This window comes from Gilliamella sp. G0441 (genome assembly GCF_050589305.1).
Lineage (GTDB): Bacteria > Pseudomonadota > Gammaproteobacteria > Enterobacterales > Orbaceae > Gilliamella.
In genome coordinates this window covers 1-18,129 of the sequence record NZ_JBNRJF010000019.1, presented here as the reverse complement: position 1 = coordinate 18,129, position 18,129 = coordinate 1, and the positions used below count along the sequence as shown (strand labels likewise).

18 protein-coding genes and 1 pseudogene are annotated in these 18,129 nt (G+C 34.0%); 2 read left to right on the top strand and 17 right to left on the bottom strand.

Translation table 11 applies throughout. The annotated features are described in order from the left end of the window. The 7 genes from ACKJXD_RS11620 to miaB form a co-directional block, all read right to left on the bottom strand. The coding region (locus tag ACKJXD_RS11620; protein ID WP_430876382.1) for a contractile injection system protein, VgrG/Pvc8 family at nucleotides 1-552 on the bottom strand (552 nt) is incomplete at its 3' end. A 410-nt stretch (nucleotides 553-962) separates the two neighbouring features. Then, nucleotides 963-2,144: a serine hydrolase gene (locus ACKJXD_RS11615; protein ID WP_220216228.1), complete on the bottom strand. Its 1,182-nt coding sequence runs from the start codon at nucleotides 2,142-2,144 to the stop codon at nucleotides 963-965. Nucleotides 2,145-2,158: 14 nt separating this feature from the next. Continuing rightward, on the bottom strand, nucleotides 2,159-3,265 hold the full coding sequence (mrdB, locus tag ACKJXD_RS11610; RefSeq protein WP_220216227.1) for a peptidoglycan glycosyltransferase MrdB: 1,107 nt from the start codon (nucleotides 3,263-3,265) through the stop codon (nucleotides 2,159-2,161). Between the two features lie 2 nt (nucleotides 3,266-3,267). Further along, nucleotides 3,268-5,205: a penicillin-binding protein 2 gene (mrdA, locus tag ACKJXD_RS11605; protein ID WP_430876384.1), complete on the bottom strand. Its 1,938-nt coding sequence runs from the start codon at nucleotides 5,203-5,205 to the stop codon at nucleotides 3,268-3,270. Between the two features lie 18 nt (nucleotides 5,206-5,223). Continuing rightward, nucleotides 5,224-6,240: a PhoH family protein gene (locus ACKJXD_RS11600; protein WP_430876381.1), complete on the bottom strand. Its 1,017-nt coding sequence runs from the start codon at nucleotides 6,238-6,240 to the stop codon at nucleotides 5,224-5,226. 24 nt (nucleotides 6,241-6,264) lie between these two features. After that, the gene (locus tag ACKJXD_RS11595; protein ID WP_220216225.1) at nucleotides 6,265-6,744 is read right to left on the bottom strand and encodes a zinc-ribbon domain-containing protein; all 480 of its coding nucleotides are present in this window, start codon (nucleotides 6,742-6,744) and stop codon (nucleotides 6,265-6,267) included. Nucleotides 6,745-6,798: 54 nt separating this feature from the next. Next, nucleotides 6,799-8,226: a tRNA (N6-isopentenyl adenosine(37)-C2)-methylthiotransferase MiaB gene (miaB, locus tag ACKJXD_RS11590; protein ID WP_411622910.1), complete on the bottom strand. Its 1,428-nt coding sequence runs from the start codon at nucleotides 8,224-8,226 to the stop codon at nucleotides 6,799-6,801. 405 nt (nucleotides 8,227-8,631) lie between these two features. On the opposite strand from miaB, the gene mtgA reads away from it, so the two are divergent. Then, complete coding sequence (gene mtgA / locus ACKJXD_RS11585; protein ID WP_430876383.1) at nucleotides 8,632-9,315, top strand: monofunctional biosynthetic peptidoglycan transglycosylase; 684 nt, start codon at nucleotides 8,632-8,634, stop codon at nucleotides 9,313-9,315. Between the two features lie 5 nt (nucleotides 9,316-9,320). On the opposite strand, the gene cobB is transcribed toward mtgA, so the two are convergent. Genes cobB through ACKJXD_RS11570 form a run of 3 tightly spaced genes read right to left on the bottom strand, consistent with a single transcriptional unit; the run spans nucleotide 9,321 to nucleotide 11,694 of the window. Next, nucleotides 9,321-10,007, bottom strand: coding sequence for a Sir2 family NAD+-dependent deacetylase (gene cobB, locus ACKJXD_RS11580; RefSeq protein ID WP_370632144.1), 687 nt, complete (start codon nucleotides 10,005-10,007; stop codon nucleotides 9,321-9,323). 54 nt (nucleotides 10,008-10,061) lie between these two features. Beyond that, nucleotides 10,062-10,871, bottom strand: a complete 810-nt coding sequence (locus ACKJXD_RS11575; RefSeq protein WP_294828793.1) for a hypothetical protein — start codon at nucleotides 10,869-10,871, stop codon at nucleotides 10,062-10,064. Then, nucleotides 10,855-11,694, bottom strand: coding sequence for a VanW family protein (locus tag ACKJXD_RS11570; RefSeq protein WP_430876380.1), 840 nt, complete (start codon nucleotides 11,692-11,694; stop codon nucleotides 10,855-10,857). The genes ACKJXD_RS11575 and ACKJXD_RS11570 overlap by 17 nt, the downstream gene beginning before the upstream one ends. Before the next feature lie 147 nt (nucleotides 11,695-11,841). Between ACKJXD_RS11570 and ACKJXD_RS11565 the strand changes: the two genes are divergently transcribed. Further along, nucleotides 11,842-12,531: an aspartate/glutamate racemase family protein gene (locus tag ACKJXD_RS11565; protein ID WP_430876379.1), complete on the top strand. Its 690-nt coding sequence runs from the start codon at nucleotides 11,842-11,844 to the stop codon at nucleotides 12,529-12,531. A gap of 4 nt (nucleotides 12,532-12,535) precedes the next feature. Here the strand turns inward: ACKJXD_RS11565 and ACKJXD_RS11560 are convergent, their stop codons facing one another. The 7 genes and pseudogenes from ACKJXD_RS11560 to ACKJXD_RS11530 all read right to left on the bottom strand — a co-directional run bounded on the left by ACKJXD_RS11560 (nucleotide 12,536) and on the right by ACKJXD_RS11530 (nucleotide 17,963). Further along, nucleotides 12,536-12,745, bottom strand: a complete 210-nt coding sequence (locus ACKJXD_RS11560; protein WP_220216218.1) for a helix-turn-helix domain-containing protein — start codon at nucleotides 12,743-12,745, stop codon at nucleotides 12,536-12,538. Nucleotides 12,746-12,820: 75 nt separating this feature from the next. Continuing rightward, nucleotides 12,821-13,399: a DUF2975 domain-containing protein gene (locus tag ACKJXD_RS11555; protein WP_430876378.1), complete on the bottom strand. Its 579-nt coding sequence runs from the start codon at nucleotides 13,397-13,399 to the stop codon at nucleotides 12,821-12,823. 180 nt (nucleotides 13,400-13,579) lie between these two features. Beyond that, complete coding sequence (gene rpoH / locus ACKJXD_RS11550; protein WP_220216216.1) at nucleotides 13,580-14,440, bottom strand: RNA polymerase sigma factor RpoH; 861 nt, start codon at nucleotides 14,438-14,440, stop codon at nucleotides 13,580-13,582. A 235-nt stretch (nucleotides 14,441-14,675) separates the two neighbouring features. After that, a complete protein-coding gene (gene ftsX / locus ACKJXD_RS11545; RefSeq protein WP_220216215.1) occupies nucleotides 14,676-15,632 on the bottom strand; it encodes a permease-like cell division protein FtsX in 957 nt (318 codons plus the stop codon). 5 nt (nucleotides 15,633-15,637) lie between these two features. Continuing rightward, nucleotides 15,638-16,291, bottom strand: coding sequence for a cell division ATP-binding protein FtsE (gene ftsE / locus ACKJXD_RS11540; protein ID WP_220216214.1), 654 nt, complete (start codon nucleotides 16,289-16,291; stop codon nucleotides 15,638-15,640). Between the two features lie 9 nt (nucleotides 16,292-16,300). Continuing rightward, nucleotides 16,301-17,224: pseudogene (ftsY, locus tag ACKJXD_RS11535) on the bottom strand (signal recognition particle-docking protein FtsY); the annotation flags it as partial. A gap of 175 nt (nucleotides 17,225-17,399) precedes the next feature. Continuing rightward, a complete protein-coding gene (locus ACKJXD_RS11530; protein WP_220216212.1) occupies nucleotides 17,400-17,963 on the bottom strand; it encodes a pseudouridine synthase in 564 nt (187 codons plus the stop codon). Nucleotides 17,964-18,129 lie beyond the last annotated feature (166 nt).

The following is an 18,129-nucleotide window of genomic DNA, read 5'->3' as shown; positions in this document are numbered from 1 at the left end:
CTCCCTCAACGGGTATTGCTCTTTCAGCTCCAGCCGATAATCGACGCCACTAAATTCATGGCTTCTGAGTACCTCTTCTATCACACTGACAACATTTTGATTTTGAAATATCGCATTATTTCGGTTGAGTCCAAGCCTCGCTAACCTTGGCGTTAACACAACCTGATAATGCGCTTCGTCTTTATTAACCGATAATTGACTGAAATGGGTGATAATGCCATAAATTTTTCGGGATTCACCCTCCGGCAAAAAATCACCTAAGGCACGTATCGCTGCACTTAATGCATCGTTTGCTATCGGATTAAATGAAAATGATGCTGATTTGTTGAGAAAACTCTCAACAGATAATGATTTATCTATACTGGTAAATGTGATGGTATAGTGCCAGAGCTGGCTTAACTGCTCCTGACCTTCCACTGAAAAAACCGAAATAGGCGAATCAAGTTCATCGACTGTCAAAGTATAACGATTTTGGCTTGTTATATTAGAAGTTAATCCGTTTATTAAATCTGTACCAATTTTATTGGCAAGATTGGTTAATTTTTTAGACAAATTTTACTCCTTTCCCTTCCTTATTTTTCAGACTTTAAGCATTTTATTTATATTTTTCAATGCTTTTCTTAAATATTGTTTTATTAGAAATCGTTTTATCAGGTAGAAATTACTAATCAGCTTTCAATAAACTATCTCTTAATATTGATCAATATTGTGATTTTTATAACCTAATATTTTTATTTTAAATTATCAATTACGATAATCATAACTGTTTTACAAGTTACCTAATTTTATCGGTCTTTACAAGTTTTTTATAAACATCTGAAAAATAGATTTTATTTAGGTTGAGGTTAAAAAAAGAAAGAAGGAATAAAATTTTTTTTAGAATAGCAATGATGGGCTAGATTAAAAATATTAAAAGAGAATTGTTTTGCAAGCTATGCTTGCAAAACTTTCACAATAAAAAATTAGTTAAATAGTTTATATACCTGCAACTCAATCCAATCCCATAATCCACCAAAGAATCCTGTTTCTGCAACATTTTGTAATGCAACTAAAGGTTGCTCATTGATGACTTTTCCATCTAACATGAATTGTATTTTACCAACAGTTGTTCCTTTAGCTATTGGGGCATAAATATAATTAGTTATTGAATATTGAACTTGAATATCCGCAGAGCGCCCTTTTGGAACAGTGACATAAGCCCCGTCAATGGCACCTAATTGGATTTTATTTTCTTCTCCATACCAAATTGATTTGGTCACTAACGGCGTATTCTCTTTTATTGGATTAGCTGTTTCAAAAAAACGGAAACCCCAAACCAGTAATTTCTTACTTTCTTCTTCACGCCCTTTGTAAGTTCGTCCACCTAAAACAGCCGAAATTAAACGTGTATTACCATCTACTGCTGAAGCGACTAAATTATAACCAGCCGCACTGGTATGGCCAGTTTTAATCCCATCAACATTTAATGTTTTATCCCAGAGTAAGCCATTACGATTCATTTGTGGTTTAGAAAGATTATAAGTAAATTCTTTTTCTTTATAGATCGCATATTCATCAGGTAAATCACGAATCAGTGCACGACCTAATAACACCATATCTTTAGCTGTAGTATATTGTCCCGGTGCATCAAGTCCATGTACGGTTTCGAAATGAGTATGTCCCAAGCCTATTTTTTTAGCATAGTCATTCATTAAATTTACAAAGGCACCTTGGCTACCTGCAATATGTTCAGCCATTGCAATACAAGCATCATTGCCCGATTGTATAATTATTCCTTTATTAAGATCTGACACGGATACGGTCTTACCCACTTCCAAAAACATTAATGAAGATCCTTTTAGTGTAGGATTTCCCATAGCCCAAGCATCTTTACTGACCACAACCATATCATCATTTTTGATGCGACCTGTTTGTAAAGCTTGACCAACTACATAGCTGGTCATCATTTTGGTAAGACTTGCAGGGTCACGTTGTTGTTCAGCGTTATATTCCGCTAAAATTTCGCCTGATTTAGCATCCATTAAAATATAAGATTCAGCATTTAATTGGGGAATAGCTGGAATAGGAAAAGGCATCTCAGCAGATGCGGATGAACAAATTGCGAGCATAAAAATAGTAAAAGATAATTTAAATTTCTTTTTCATTTAATTGAATTCCGTTAAATATTTTTAGATAACATGTATCGATGTGTGTGAATAGACATCATAATGCCAAAACTTGCCATTAGAACGACTAAAGATGAGCCACCATAACTTATTAAAGGTAATGGTACACCAACTACAGGTAAGATTCCACTCACCATACCAATATTAATAAACACATAAACAAAGAATACTAATACCAATCCACCAGACAGAATTCTGCCAAATGTAGTTTGTGCTTGTGCGGCAATAATAAGACCACGCACAATTAAACATAAAAATAGGACTAATAAAATAACGTTACCTATAAAGCCAAACTCCTCAGCAATCACTGAGAAAATAAAGTCAGTGTGTCTTTCTGGTAAAAACTCAAGTTGAGATTGAGTGCCTTCAAGCCATCCTTTACCCCATATTCCCCCTGAGCCAATTGCCGTTTTTGATTGGATAATATGATAACCTGCGCCGTTAGGATCGCGCTCTGGATTAAACAGAGTTAAAACTCTTTCCCTTTGATAATCATGCATTAAAAAGAACCACATGATAGGAAGAAAAGCAGCAATTAAGATTATGGCAACAATAATAAATCGCCAATCAATACCAGCCAAAAAGATGATAAAAATTCCTGACATCACGATTAAAATCGCTGTACCTAAATCCGGTTGCATTGCAACAAGTAAAGTTGGCACACCAATAATAGCCAAGGTTTGTAAAGTGGTTTTTAAAGGTGGGGGACAGCCATCACGATGAATAAATTTAGCAACCATGAGTGGTACGGCAATTTTAGCTATCTCAGAAGGTTGAAAACGTAAAATACCCAAATCTAACCATCTTTGCGCACCTTTGCTAGTATAACCAAAAATGTCGACGAGCAATAAAATAATAATACAAACGATGTATAGATACGGAGCCCATTTTTCATAAGTTCGAGGTGAGAATTGCGCAAAAAAAATCATCACAAAAAAGCCAAGCAGTATTTGAATAGTACGTTTTTGCATCATGTCTAAGCTTTGTCCGCTTGCACTCCAGAGGATATAAAGGCTATAACCAAGTAACAAAGTTATAAATAACAAAAAAAGCGGATCGATATGTATTTTTTGCCAAAAAGATTTTTTGATATTATTCATGCTTAATCTTCATGTCCTGTATTTGAAGAACTATTATTTAATTCTTTAGAGTCATCTCCCAGAAGGTAAAAATCAAGTATTTTGCGCGCGACAGCACCACCATTAGAGCTTCCTCCCCCCCCATTTTCGAGAACAATAGCTAACGCTATTTTGGGTTTATCATAAGGTGCATAAGCAATGAATAGTGCATGATCGCGTAAATGTTCTGGAATTTTATGCGCATTGTAACTTTCATTTTCTTTTAAACCATAAACTTGTGCTGTTCCCGATTTACCAGCCGCCTGATATTGCGTTCCAAGATAAATTTTTCGGGCTGTTCCCCGTGAACCAAACATTACTTTGTGCATACCTTCTTTAACAAGATCCCAATAATTTGATTTAACATCAATTAAACCATTTGGCTCTTCATATTTTGTCGGGTTAATTTCTGGGTGATTTTCATTTGAATTAAGAATATCGCTTTTTTTATATAATAAAAAATGCGGAGTGTAAGTTTTTCCGTTATTAATAAGTGTTGTCAAGGCTTTTGCCATTTGAATTGGTGTCGTAGTCCAATATCCTTGACCTATACCAACCGGAATAGTATCGCCCTGTAGCCATGGTTTTTTATGACGCCGTATCTTCCATTCACGACTAGGCAAAACTGCCCGAGCCTCTTCATTTGGTGAAATATCGATTCCTGTACGTTGACCGTAACCAAATTTTGTCATCCATAAATTTAAGCGATCTATTCCCAAATCATAAGCAACTTGATAAAAATAGGTATCCACTGATTCTTCTAATGCTTTTAAGACGTCAACATTTCCATGCCCTGATCGTAACCAGTCTCGGTAACGTCTTTCAGAATTTGGTAATTGCCATGATCCTGGATCATAAATTATACTTTTCGGAGTTATGATTCCTTCACTTAATGCTGCAATTGAAATAAAAGGTTTTACGGTCGATGCCGGTGGATAGGCACCGAGAAGAGCCCGATTAAATAACGGTTTATTGGGATCATGAAGTAATTCATTGTATTTAGCACTAGATATCCCACCAACAAAATCATTTGAATCATAACTTGGGCTTGATACCATCGCTAATATTTCACCATTATTTGGATCAATAGCAACGACAGCAGCTTTACGTCCAATAAGCAATTGTTCAATGTATTGTTGTAATTTGAGATTAATCGATAAATAGATATCTTCACCAGCTTGTGGTGGATGTTGCTCTAATAGGCGAACAATTCGTCCCCGACTATTAACTTCAACTTTTTCATAACCTGCTGTTCCATGTAATACATCTTCGTAATACCGTTCAACACCCATTTTTCCAATATTAAGTGTTGCTACATAATTACTCGTTTTGTTTTGTTCCTCTAAACGCTTTTTATCGTTAGCGTTAATTTTTGAGATATAACCGAGAATATGTGTAAGTGATGCACCATATGGATAATATCTATGTTGAATTTTAACAATTGAAACGAAAGGAAAGCGGTGTTGATCGACAACAAAGCGTGCTATTTGCTCTTTTGTTAAGTTTTCTTTTAGCGGAACAGGTCTGTGAGAGCGGTAATTTAGTCTCTCTTTTTGAAAATTTTCTATATCTTCATCTGTTAAATCAACGACTTTTTTTAATTGCTCAAATTGTTCGTTAAGATTTTTAGTTTTATCAGGAATAATATTGAGTTGATAAGTAATATTATTAATAGCCAATGGTGTTCCATTACGGTCATATATCATGCCGCGGCTTGGGGGAATGGGTATCGTTTCGATACGATTATTATTTGATTTAGTACTGTAATAACTAAAATTTGCAATTTGAAGATCCGCCAAATTACAAAGTAAAATAATAATCAGAATAATGATTCCTACAAACGCAAAGAGCGCTCTACGCAGAAATAAATTAGTTTCTGCAGAATGATCTCGAATATTAGTTCTCTTTTTTCTAGTTACGATAGAGATGATATTACTCCTTTAAATACTTTTTTTTGTGGTTTGCTCTTGCTGTTCCCATTGCTCATAAGCATTCACAATTCTAGCAACTACTGGATGACGAACAACATCTTCACTGTTAAAAAAGTTAAAGCTAATTTCATCAACTTGACTTAAAACTTCAATTGCATGACGTAAACCTGACTTTTGATGACGAGGTAAATCAATTTGTGTAATATCTCCAGTAATGACAGCTTTAGAATTAAAACCAATCCGTGTAAGAAACATTTTCATCTGCTCTATGGTCGTGTTTTGGCTTTCATCAAGAATAATAAATGCATCATTTAAGGTTCTTCCTCGCATATACGCTAGTGGCGCAACTTCAATCACACTTTTTTCAATTAGTTTTTCCACTTTTTCAAAACCAAGCATTTCAAATAGCGCATCATAAAGTGGACGTAAGTATGGATCGACTTTCTGACTTAAATCACCCGGTAAGAATCCGAGTTTTTCACCCGCTTCAACGGCCGGTCGAGTCAAGACTATCCGACGAATCTGTTGCTTTTCTAGTGCATCAACAGCAGCAGCCACTGCTAAATACGTTTTACCCGTTCCAGCTGGCCCAATACCAAACGAGATATCATAATCTAAAACATGTGCAATATATTGAGCCTGATTGGGGGTTCTTGGTTTGATTACTCCACGTTTTGTTTTAATCATTACCATTTTACTTCCATGCTGATCAGTATAAGCAGGAAGATGTTCTTTCATTTTTTCAAGCGCACCGGATTCTTTTATCGCTAAATGAATGTGTTCGGGTTCAATATCAATAATGTTGTTTTTGATTTTAGTTTGTTGATAAAGTGACATTAAAATTTGATCGGCTGCGTTAACGCAAATCTGATCACCGGTGATTGAAAAAAGATTACCTCGATGATTAATTTCAATACCAAGTCGACGTTCGAGTTGTTTTACATTGTCATCATGGGGACCACAAAGGCTATTTAACCTTTGATTATCATCTGGTTCAAGCACGGTTTGATGTGTAATAATTTTCAATGATAAACCCTCTAATCATTCATGTTATTTGCTAAGATATCCTTCACATAAAGGACATCTTTCAACACCTTTTAAAAATTCCATTTTACAATGATGGCAAGTAGCAATATTTCCCGACACTATCTGATCAACCAGTTTTGTAGCTTGTTGATCATCTAATCCTTGCATTTTTAGTTTATTTATCATCATTGAGATTGGTGTACCACTTTTTAATTCTTGCTCAACGTCCTTTTCTATCTGTTGCTCGAACGTTGGTGGTACATATTTTAAAACATTTTCATCATATTCTGAATGACAATGATTACACTTTATATATCTTCCTAATGTTTGGTAACTAAAAATAGGTATAAAAAATAATGTGAAATAATTTGCTACTTTAATTTGTGTATATTTTTGTTGTTTTTCATCTTTTGTAATGTATTGTTGTAAACAACACTTAGGGCAATTAAATTGCCCTGTTTTTTCGTTTATTTCCCGCCCAGTAGAGCCAAATATGATGAACATGGTAATTTCCTTTCATTCCAGTATGATTGGAATTTTATAATTATCTATTCTATTTTATGGCTGATAGATACCAACACCTAAATCGTTTTCTTTACGGGTTCTTGAGATTACAGACATAGGAGATTCACTCACACGTAGATCCATTTCATCCTCGGTACGCACAACTTTACCTCTTAATGAATTTGGATAAACATCGGTAATTTCAACATCAACAAATTTACCAATCATATTTGGATGGCCTTCAAAGTTTACAATGCGGTTATTTTCAGTTCTGCCGGTTAATTCCATCAAATCTTTTTTGGATGGCCCTTCGACTAAAATACGTTGTACGGTATTTAGCATACGACGGCTAAACTGCATCGCTTGCTGATTGATACGTTCCTGTAAAATATAAAGTCTTTGTTTCTTCTCGTCTTCTGAAACATTATCTTCCATTTCTGCTGCTGGTGTACCAGGGCGTGCAGAATAGACAAAGCTATAGCTTAAGTCGAAATTGACATCAGCAATTAATTTCATGGTTTGTTCAAAATCTTCTTGTGTTTCACCTGGGAATCCAACAATAAAATCAGAACTAATTTGAATGTCTGGACGGACTTTGCGTAGTTTTCGAATAATTGATTTATATTCAAGCGCTGTATGCGTACGTTTCATTAAATTTAGAACACGATCTGAGCCACTTTGCACTGGTAGATGTAAAAAATTAACTAGTTCAGGCGTATCACGATAAACATCGATAATATCATCAGTGAACTCAATTGGATGACTAGTTGTAAAACGAATACGATCAATACCATCAATGGCAGCGACTAACCGAAGCAGTTCCGCAAATGAACAAATATCGCCATCGAAGGTTGGTCCTCGATAAGCATTCACATTTTGACCAAGCAAATTCACTTCACGCACACCTTGTTCTGCCAGTTGAGCTATTTCATAGATTACATCATCACAAGGTCGACTCACTTCTTCACCACGGGTGTAAGGTACCACACAATAAGTACAGTATTTATTACATCCTTCCATAATTGAAACAAACGCTGTTGGACCTTCACTGCGAGGTTCGGGTAAACGGTCAAATTTTTCAATTTCAGGAAAGCTAACATCGACAACATGATTTCCTTTACCGCTTCGAATTTGTTCTATCATTTCCGGTAGACGATGAAAAGTTTGCGGTCCAAAAATAATATCAACAAAAGGAGCTCGTTTACGAATATGTGCACCTTCTTGTGATGCTACACAACCACCTACACCAATAATGATGTCAGGATTATGTTGTTTTAAATTTTTCCAACGACCTAGTTGATGAAAGACTTTTTCTTGGGCTTTTTCCCGAATAGAGCATGTATTTAATAATAAAATATCTGCTTCTTCTGCATTGTCTGTTAATGTTAAACCGTGGGTGGATTCCAGGAGATCTGCCATTTTGGTTGAATCATATTCATTCATTTGGCAGCCCCAAGTTTTGATATGTAATTTTTTGCTCATCAATAACTCAGCTATATTTAATTGTTAAAATGAAAACGGGTTTAAATCCGCGATTTTAGCGCATGTTATTGTAATCCTTTGTGAATGTAGGGTCTATAATAAAATTATCATTGAGATTAAAAAAACAGCGTTAAATCTGTCAATTTTTTACTTTTTATTATCTCTATTTAGCTTTAAATAGCTTTCATTAAAAAAATGATTAGCAAGGATAGTATTAAACATTATTCAATGCTAATAACACCAGTTAATCAATGATTAATTTCAGATTGTTAATCCGGTTATTTCTATTTGATGCATCTGTAATTAAATTATTTTGTTATCAAATCAATAAAATAATTTAAGCTGATTGTAAATAATATGTTATATTTTTATGGTGACTTTTTTTCTTTTATCAACATGAATCGAATTTTCAAAAATTTTATTAGGATTATCAATAAATTAATTATTGGATTTGTACTTTTATCAATAATATTGATTTTCGCTATGCGTTGGGTCGATCCTTTTGGTTCAATGTTAATGCTACAAAGAAAGATTTCTCATTGGAATATGCCTCAACAACGAATATGGAAAGACTGGAATGAAATTTCGGATAATATCAAAATTGCCGTAATTGCAGCGGAAGATCAAAATTTCGCAAATCATTGGGGCTTTGATTTTAAAGCCATTAATCGAGCATTAAAGCACAATAAAAATAACAAAAAAATTCATGGTGCTAGTACTATTACTCAGCAAGTCGCTAAAAATATTTTTTTATGGTCGTCACGTAATTGGATTCGTAAGGGTTTAGAATCTTGGTTTACAGTGTGGATTGAGCTTATTTGGTCAAAGCAGCGGACACTTGAAATTTATTTAAATAGCGTTGAATGGGGTGAAGGGATTTATGGTATTGAGGCCGCCTCTCGTCACTATTTTAATGTTAGTGCTGATCAATTAACACCACATCAAGCTAGCTTACTTGCAGCAACATTACCTAACCCAAGAAAATGGAGCCCAATTAATCCTAGTGACAATTTACAGAAAAAGTCTGAATGGATTCGTACTCAAATGAATAATTTAGGTGGTAAAAATTATTTAAAAAAACTCAAATAATCATGTTATAAGATGAAATCTTTAATAAATTCAGGCACAACTTGACTTGCAGGTCCGTAAATTTTAGTTTGAAATAAACTTTCACCCAAACTTGGCTCTAAATTAAGCTCAACAGTTTTAGCCCCTGATTGATTAGCAACTTTTACAAATCCCGCGGCAGGATAAACATTGCCAGAAGTTCCAATAGAGATAAAATAGTCTGCCTGTGAAAGTGCATCGTAGATTTTATCCATTTGTAGTGGGATTTCTCCAAACCATACTATATGAGGGCGAATAAATTTATTTTGTTGATAATCGACATCTTGAAGACAATCGATAATCTGCCCTGTTTGCTCATTACGAACTTTTAATAATTCGCCATGCATATGAATAATATTTTTTGAACCTGCCAGTTCATGTAGATTATCTACATTTTGTGTCACCACTAATACATTTTCACTGCCGAGCTTATGTTCAAGCTCAGCTAAAGCAAAATGAGCTAAGTTTGGTTTTACCTCAGGGCTTTGTAATTTTTTTCGTAGCATATTATAGAAGGAATGAACTGCAATGGGATCTCGATTATAACCTTCATAGGTTGCAACATCGTTGACATCATACCCTTCCCATAATCCATTTTGTGCACGAAATGTCGATAGTCCAGATTCCGCCGAAATTCCGGCACCAGTTAAGATAACAAATTTAGGTATTTGCATCATATCTATCTTCCTTCTTTTTAATAAGTTTAATTATCTACTTCAACAAACAGATTATTGACTATACTCTGTCGTAAATATATGTAAGGCTGGTTTGCTTAACTTTTGATATTGGCTGTAAGCCATTGCGACTTTAAGCCTTATTTCATCTTTTGATTTACCATCCAACCAACTATCAATCATAGCATGAATACTATATGCTTCGGGCGCCATACGGTGCAAGGTTAAGATCAACGGATTAATTCCTAAACGAGATAGTGGTGGAGTAAAATATTTTTGACTTTTACAGGCAAATACCGCTGCATAGCGTGATTTTTGTTTTTCTTGAACATTTTTGGGTAAAGTGTCCCATCGTAAATTATCGGGTAAATAATTTCGCCATGACCACTCCATTAAAGAGTCATGACCAATATAAATAACTAAATTGGCTTTTCCCCCTGCGACAATTTGGGTATTATTGATTGAATAAGAAGCTTCTTTCTTCCCTGCTGAATAGGTTATAAAATCATTAACAGCATCATCAATATATTTACCATCATAAGCCTGTGCTATAAGATAAACATCTTTTGTTTTATGTTTATAAATTATTTCTTCCAAAATTTTACTATTCTCTGGTTTATTTATTTTTACCTGTTGCCACTCTTTTTGTTTATTAAAATAGGTTTTAAAACCATAGGCCGCGCCCCAATAAAGATTATTTTTTGGATCTTGACCATTACCAATTGCGGCCGGAACGGGTACAATGCCTTGATACTTATTATCACATAATGCAACAACGACATGAATTACTTTGGGATCAGCAAAACATGAAAAGGAAAAACACATAATTAGCATTAATAATAGATATTTACTCGCTTTCTTCATTAGTTATCAATTCTCCATTCACTTCGTATTTTACAATTACATTATTTTTATACATCATTTCTGAACAAATACATGCCGGGGCGCCGCCGACATTGTTTTTGGTCATAGTGTCTCTCCAGATTTCATTTTTTCTATAGATAACACATTGCCTTTTAATAAAGGCATGCTGCTTTTCATAAACATGATAGCTGTATTGTCTTTCTTCATCACATAATAGCTCACCTTCTAGTTGGTGCTCTCCAACATGAAGCATAATTTGAAACGTTTTATCGGTAGGATTATAAATAATAAGATCAATATAATTATAAAAAACAGCGGCACCCGAACCAAAAGGCAACACTCGACCATCATCAGGAAAAGGATCAAAGCTATGATTTGCTCGTTCGACTATTTGGAGTTCTGAATGGAGAGCTAACCAATGAATTAGATTACTAATCTGACATATACCACCGCCAATACCGGAACGAGCTACACCAAATGAAAGTTCCATTCCATTCACAAATCCTCGCTTTTTAGTTGGTTTTCCGACTAATCGACAAAACGAAAAATATTCACCTGGTTTAATTAAGATTCCATTTAACGAATCAACTGCAATTTTTAGATTTATGACTTTATTGTATTGAAGCTGAATATCGCTGTTACCCAATCGACGTATTAATTTGGATGTATGTTTTTTATATCGATATGGTAAACGTAAATCATGACTACGTTCTAAGCTATATTGACGCGAAGAACAATACCAGAACAAATGACGAAACAAGCGGCGCTGATTTACCCTTAACCAATAAAGTAAGGGATGATAACTTGATAACGGTTTAGACATTAATTGTTTTTTATCTTAAATTCCAATAAGATAAATTATAACATTAGTACTATTTTTTGAGAGAAGAGATACATAAACTTTTAATAATAAACTAAAAGATATCTTAAAGAAGTTATATTATGATTTAGTACGTTAAGGATGAATAAAATGAAAACAATAGGTTTAATCGGCGGGATGAGCTGGGAAAGTACCGTGACTTATTATCAAGTTATCAATCAAAAGGTAGGACAATCATTAGGAGGATTACATTCAGCGAAAACACTTTTATATAGTGTCGATTTTCAAGAAATTGAACATTGCCAAGCCAATGGTGAGTGGGATAAAAGTGCGCTTATTTTAATTGATGCGGCGAAAAGACTAGCATTAGCTGGGGCAGATTTCATCGTGATTTGTACCAATACTATGCATAAAGTCGCAGATCAGATTCAAGCAGCCATTGATATTCCCATTCTTCATATTGCTGATGTTACGGCACAGCACTTAATCAAAGAAAATATTCAAACCGTTGCTTTGCTTGGAACAAAATATACAATGGAACAAGACTTTTATAAATCAAAACTGATTAATAAAGGTTTAAAAGTGCTTATTCCCGATGAGCAAGATAGAATGATCATCAATCAAATTATCTATGATGAACTTTGCCATGGCATAATTAAGCCAAGCGCTAAGCAAGCTTATCTTAATATTATTGATAAACTTGTTAACCAAGGTGCACAAGGCGTTATACTGGGTTGCACTGAAATTGGTTTATTAATCCAACAGAAAGATTGCCTGACGCCGTTTTTTGATACTGCTTTATTGCATGCCCAGGAAGCCGCCTTATTTGCAATAAGTTAATCATTTACTCTTTATCATTATATTCCAGTATATCACCCGGTTGGCAATCTAAGTGTTTACAGATTGCCTCGAGGGTTGCTAGCCTGAATCCTTTTACTTTACCTTGCTTAAGTAATGATAAATTTTGTTCTGTAATGCCGATTGCGGCCGCTAAGTCTTTGGATTTAACTTTGCGTTTAGCCAGCATCACATCTAAATTTATAATAATTGCCACATTAAGATCCTATTAAATCGGTTTCTAGGTTAACGTCATTGTATCGTACTTAACGTTATTATTTATATGCCATATTTAGATAAACTGTCTATTTTCTTCGGCGATCTGACAGGCTTTCTTTAAGATTTGACCGATAAACATAATACTTGCCGCTAAAAGTAGTGTCATAAAATCTTCGCTAGCAAAGGATATCGAAAAATAAGGCTCAGGCTGATGGTAACTTAATATAGCCGTTAATATCGGTTCTGATAATACTCCTACTACCGCCCATATCACCAATAATTTACCAAATTTGTAACAGTAGTTTGCTGATTTAATTGAAAAATAATCTGCTTTGCCAAAATTAACAAATAGCAATCTTAGTTGATAAAAGGCATAAATTAAAATAATAATTTTTGTAGTATCAATAAATGTAGCCAAAGCAGCTTGCCAAAAGGTTAAAGTAGTGATGTCAAGACCATCATCAATTGCCATAGAAATGAAGAATGAATATCCTTGTGATTCCAGTCCAATGTTATTGGTATGAAAAAAATAAAACAGCATTGGCGACACGGTTCCAATAAGCATAAATAGAATAGGGAGCAATATCAATACCGCCATAAACTTACAATATTGATTTAATCGTGTCTGGTTTTTAGCTATATCTGTGTTCATATTTATTTCCTTTTTGTTAAATTTACCAAAGAAAGTATAAAACAAGGGAAATAAAAGAACAATAAAATATTAAAATAAAACGATAATAAATTATCTTTTAATATTAATAAAATTATTTAGGATATAAAAAAACCTTGCTGTTAAATAGCAAGGTTTAATAAGTTAACAATAACAAATTATTTATGCTTCTATCGCAACACGTAGTTTTTTCATTGCATTTTTTTCAAGTTGGCGTATACGCTCAGCCGAAACACTATATTTATCAGCTAAAACTTGCAACGTTGATTTACTATCATCAGCATCTAACCATCGTGCTTTAATGATATCTTGGCTACGTTCATCTAATTGTGATAGTGCATCATGTAATTTATCCGTTGCATCATTTTCCCAATTATCATTTTCAATTGATTTTGAGAAATCTGAATTACTATCTTCTAAATATAATGCCGGTGCAACAACTGCATTATCATCATCATCGCTGTCGACATCAAAGGACATATCTTGTGCAGACATACGCGATTCCATTTCAAGCACATCTTTACGGCTAACCCCTAATTCATCAGCAACCATATCGACTTCAGCACTATTAAACCAGCCTAAACGTTGTTTATTTTTTCTTAGATTAAAGAATAATTTTCTTTGAGCTTTAGTCGTTGCAACCTTAACAATACGCCAGTTTTTTAGCACATACTCATGAATTTCAGCTTTAATCCAATGTACTGCAAATGATACTAAACGAACACCCATTTCAGGATTAAAACGGCGTACGGCTTTCATTAAACCAATATTACCTTCTTGTATCAAATCTGCTTGTGGTAAACCGTAACCAGAATAGCCACGAGCAATGTGTGCAACAAAACGCAAGTGCGATAGAATTAATTGTCTTGCTGCATCAACATCATCATGATAATAAAGTTTTTCACCTAAAGACTTCTCCTCCTCTGCAGTTAGCATAGGATAAGTATTAATCATGCGAAGGTAAGATTCAATATTTCCTTGTGGGATTAAAGCACCTACTTGCATTTTTAAATCAGTACTCATTTAATTCCCCCTTATTTAAACTAATTTTGTTGTATTTATTTCAATACAACAATCTAAAACTTTCAACAGTCTTAATCTTATATGATTAGACACTTAAAATGTGATTTAGTTCACATTTTGGGATTTAATCAAAAAATATTTTTATATGAATGATTCAAACAATTATTCAAGTTCAATATCGCTTCAATAATAAAGCTTGAAATCTTGCTATGAAGGTGAACAAACAAAAATTTTCTTAATGAGTTTTTAGATATTTTTTTGTTGTAATCAATGATGCAAACCATCCAATAATAATGGTAAGTAATACAATCAATACGATTTCGTCCCACAATAATCCTTCAAGTTTAAATATTGTTCCAAATTCATCCGAAACATTCAATATAATAGATTCTATCTGAAAAATAAATATTTCCGATAAAACGACAGAAACTAAAGCGCTTACGAATCCAATAAACATACCACTATACAGGAAAGGACGTAAAATAAAACCCTCTGTAGCACCTATTAGTTGCATAACTATAATTGTTTGTTTTCGAGCAAAAATATTTAAACGGATACTATTTCCAATCACTAGCGATACCGCAATAATCATAAATATCGCAATAGTCCATACAATTGATTTAACCATATCTGTTAAAGCTATTAAACGAGTAAACCAACCATCATCTAGTTTTACATCATCAATACCATCAATTTTGATGATTTCTGATTGTAACCTGTGAAGTATCTCTGTCTTTTTTGCCTCTGGTTTAGGGATAATAATTGCAACAGCTGGCAATGGATTTTCTTCTAAGAGATCTAATGCACTACTGAATCCAGACCATGAAATAAATTCTTCTTTAGCTTCATCACGTGAAAGATAATTAACTTTTTCCACTTCAGGTAAAGACTTAATAGTATCGAGTAACCCGATAGTTTGCTCAGAATCCAATGTTTTATTAATGTAAACAGTCAAATTAGGCGACGGTGACCATTGATGGGCAGCTTGATTTGCATTTTTCCATAGTAAATAACCTATTGTTGGCAAAGTAATTGAAATAGCAATAACCAAAATAGATAATAATGAAGCAAAAAGATTTTGTTTAAAGTGGTTGAAAACATTATACCATGCATAACCTATTTGCCTTTTCCAACGCCCTATAAAGCTATTTTTATTTTTTGATTTGGCTGATCTTATATTAGCGTTTACCATTAATTTTATTCCTCTAAACGCCCTTGATTTAAATGCAGTATTCGATGATGTTTACGCCGAATAAGAGCTAAATTATGAGTTGCCATTAGTACAGTGACACCTGTTTGATTAAACTCTTCAAACAATTTCAAAATATCTTTAGAAAGTTTATCGTCTAAATTACCTGTTGGTTCATCTGCTAATAATACACTTGGGCGATTAACAATTGCTCGAGCAATACCGACTCGTTGTTGTTCACCCCCTGATAGCTGGATAGGATAAAACTTCATCTTATCTATTAATCCAACTTTATCAAGTGAGGCTGAAACTCGTCGACGAATTTCTTCAATAGGTTTACCTAAAATAATCAATGGGATAGCAACATTATCATAAACTGTGTGATCCATAAGCAATTGGTGATCTTGAAAGATCATACCTATTTTACGACGTAAAAAAGGCATGTCATGTTTTCGAAGCGTCGAGGTATCTATACCGTTTAAAAGTACTTTACCATCGTTGGCTTTTTCCAGTCCACATATCAGTCGCATTAACGTACTTTTACCTGCTCCAGAATGTCCTGTTAAAAATGCCATTTCACCTTGTGATAAGGTAAAGTTTATATTTTGTAATGCAGGCTTTCCACCTGAATAAACTTTACTAACATGCTGAAATTGGATCATACTTTCTCTCTATTCTTCTGCTTCATCAAATAGTGCATTAATAAAATCATCAGCAATAAATGGTCGCAAATCATCAATTTTTTCACCAACCCCTATATAACGGATAGGTATATTAAACTGATCAGCAACGCTAAAGATAATACCACCTTTAGCCGTACCATCTAACTTAGTTAACGTCATTCCAGTAACACCAACCGCTTCGTTAAACAATTTTGTTTGACTTATTGCATTTTGCCCTGTGCTAGCATCAATCGTTAACATGATTTCATGTGGTGCTGTTTCGTCTTGTTTTTTGATCACACGAACAATTTTTTTCAGTTCATCCATTAAATGTGATTTATTTTGTAAACGTCCAGCTGTATCAGCAATTAAAACATCAATTTTTTTGGATTTGGCTGCTTGTAAAGCATCAAAGATCACTGAAGCAGAATCAGCATTTGTGTGTTGAGCAATAACAGGAATATGATTACGCTCCCCCCATACTTGTAATTGTTCAACTGCTGCTGCACGGAAAGTATCACCCGCAGCAAGCATAACTGATTTACCTTGCTGTTGAAATTGTTTTGCTAATTTACCTATTGTTGTTGTTTTACCAACACCATTAACGCCTACCATTAATATCACAAAAGGTTTATGATTTTCTATATCTAAAGGTTTATCAACATTATTTAGGATAGATTTCATCTCTTGTTTTAAAAGTTCATGCAGAGCATCAGCATCTTTTAGTTCTTTTCTTGAAGCTTGTTGAGTTAAACTTGCTATAATCTTTTGTGTAGTCTCAAAACCAACATCCGCTATGAGTAGCTGTTCTTCAAGCTCTTCAAATAAAGCATCGTCGATCTTTTTTCCTCTAAATAAATTGAGAAAGCCCGATCCTATATTTTGTTTAGTCTTAAATAAACTTTTTTTTAACCGAGAGAAAAAGCCCTCTTTTTTCTGTTCTACCATAAATAATTTATCCCATGATCATGATAGAGATCATTTTATCTTATTTTAGTATAAAGCCCAATTTATTCGGAACAAATAAGTTTGATCTAAATTTTGATTTGTAAATATAGGAGAAAGGATATAACACTTAACTTTAATTCTAAATAAAAAAATGCATTTATTATCGATAAAGTTCATTTAAAGATAACGTTGTCCACTTTCCTAACGGTAGATTATGGTCAAATAAATTATAATGTCCTATTTGAACCCTGATTAATCGTAAGCATGGAAAACCAACGGCTGCACACATTCTACGTACTTGACGATTTTTTCCTTCGGTTATTGTCATGCTCAACCATGAAGTAGGAATAGTTTTACGTTCTCTAATCGGCGGTACTCTTTGCCATAAGCATGTTGGCTCTTCTATTATACTGGCTATTGCTGGAGCAGTGTGAAAGTCTTTTAATTGAATACCACGCTTTAACTTGTCTATTGCTTGATGAGTAATGGTTCCTTCAACTTGAACCCAATACGTCTTTGGTAGTTTGAATTTAGGAGAACTTATTTTAGCCTGTAACTTACCATCATTTGTCAATAAAAGTAACCCTTCGCTATCAGTATCTAATCTACCAGCCGGATAAAATCTAGGTAATGAGATAAAATCTTTTAACGTTTGATATTTTTCATGTGCTGAAAATTGAGTAACCACATTGAATGGTTTATTAAAAGCGATTAATGAGCTCATTTCCAGACTATATCCCTCTCTGCTCTTCTATTACGTTGATTTTAATTTCTTATATCATAGATAGCAAAAAAGCCCAGCATCTCTGCTGGGCTCTCACGCTTATTTAAAAGTCTGGCGGCACCCTACTCTCACATGGGTAATACCCACACTACCATCGGCACTACGG

What these genes read in the sequence shown, in the direction of transcription:
- mrdB (WP_220216227.1), bottom strand. Translation starts at nt 3,265, where the DNA reads ATGAATAATATCAAAAAATCTTTTTGGCAAAAAATACATATCGATCCG.
- ACKJXD_RS11615 (WP_220216228.1), bottom strand. Translation starts at nt 2,144, where the DNA reads ATGAAAAAGAAATTTAAATTATCTTTTACTATTTTTATGCTCGCAATT.
- ACKJXD_RS11595 (WP_220216225.1), bottom strand. Translation starts at nt 6,744, where the DNA reads ATGTTCATCATATTTGGCTCTACTGGGCGGGAAATAAACGAAAAAACA.
- ACKJXD_RS11555 (WP_430876378.1), bottom strand. Translation starts at nt 13,399, where the DNA reads ATGAACACAGATATAGCTAAAAACCAGACACGATTAAATCAATATTGT.
- ACKJXD_RS11565 (WP_430876379.1), top strand. Translation starts at nt 11,842, where the DNA reads ATGAAAACAATAGGTTTAATCGGCGGGATGAGCTGGGAAAGTACCGTG.
- ftsX (WP_220216215.1), bottom strand. Translation starts at nt 15,632, where the DNA reads ATGGTAAACGCTAATATAAGATCAGCCAAATCAAAAAATAAAAATAGC.
- ACKJXD_RS11575 (WP_294828793.1), bottom strand. Translation starts at nt 10,871, where the DNA reads ATGAAGAAAGCGAGTAAATATCTATTATTAATGCTAATTATGTGTTTT.
- ACKJXD_RS11530 (WP_220216212.1), bottom strand. Translation starts at nt 17,963, where the DNA reads ATGAGCTCATTAATCGCTTTTAATAAACCATTCAATGTGGTTACTCAA.
- ftsE (WP_220216214.1), bottom strand. Translation starts at nt 16,291, where the DNA reads ATGATCCAATTTCAGCATGTTAGTAAAGTTTATTCAGGTGGAAAGCCT.
- cobB (WP_370632144.1), bottom strand. Translation starts at nt 10,007, where the DNA reads ATGCAAATACCTAAATTTGTTATCTTAACTGGTGCCGGAATTTCGGCG.
- miaB (WP_411622910.1), bottom strand. Translation starts at nt 8,226, where the DNA reads ATGAGCAAAAAATTACATATCAAAACTTGGGGCTGCCAAATGAATGAA.
- ACKJXD_RS11570 (WP_430876380.1), bottom strand. Translation starts at nt 11,694, where the DNA reads ATGTCTAAACCGTTATCAAGTTATCATCCCTTACTTTATTGGTTAAGG.
- rpoH (WP_220216216.1), bottom strand. Translation starts at nt 14,440, where the DNA reads ATGAGTACTGATTTAAAAATGCAAGTAGGTGCTTTAATCCCACAAGGA.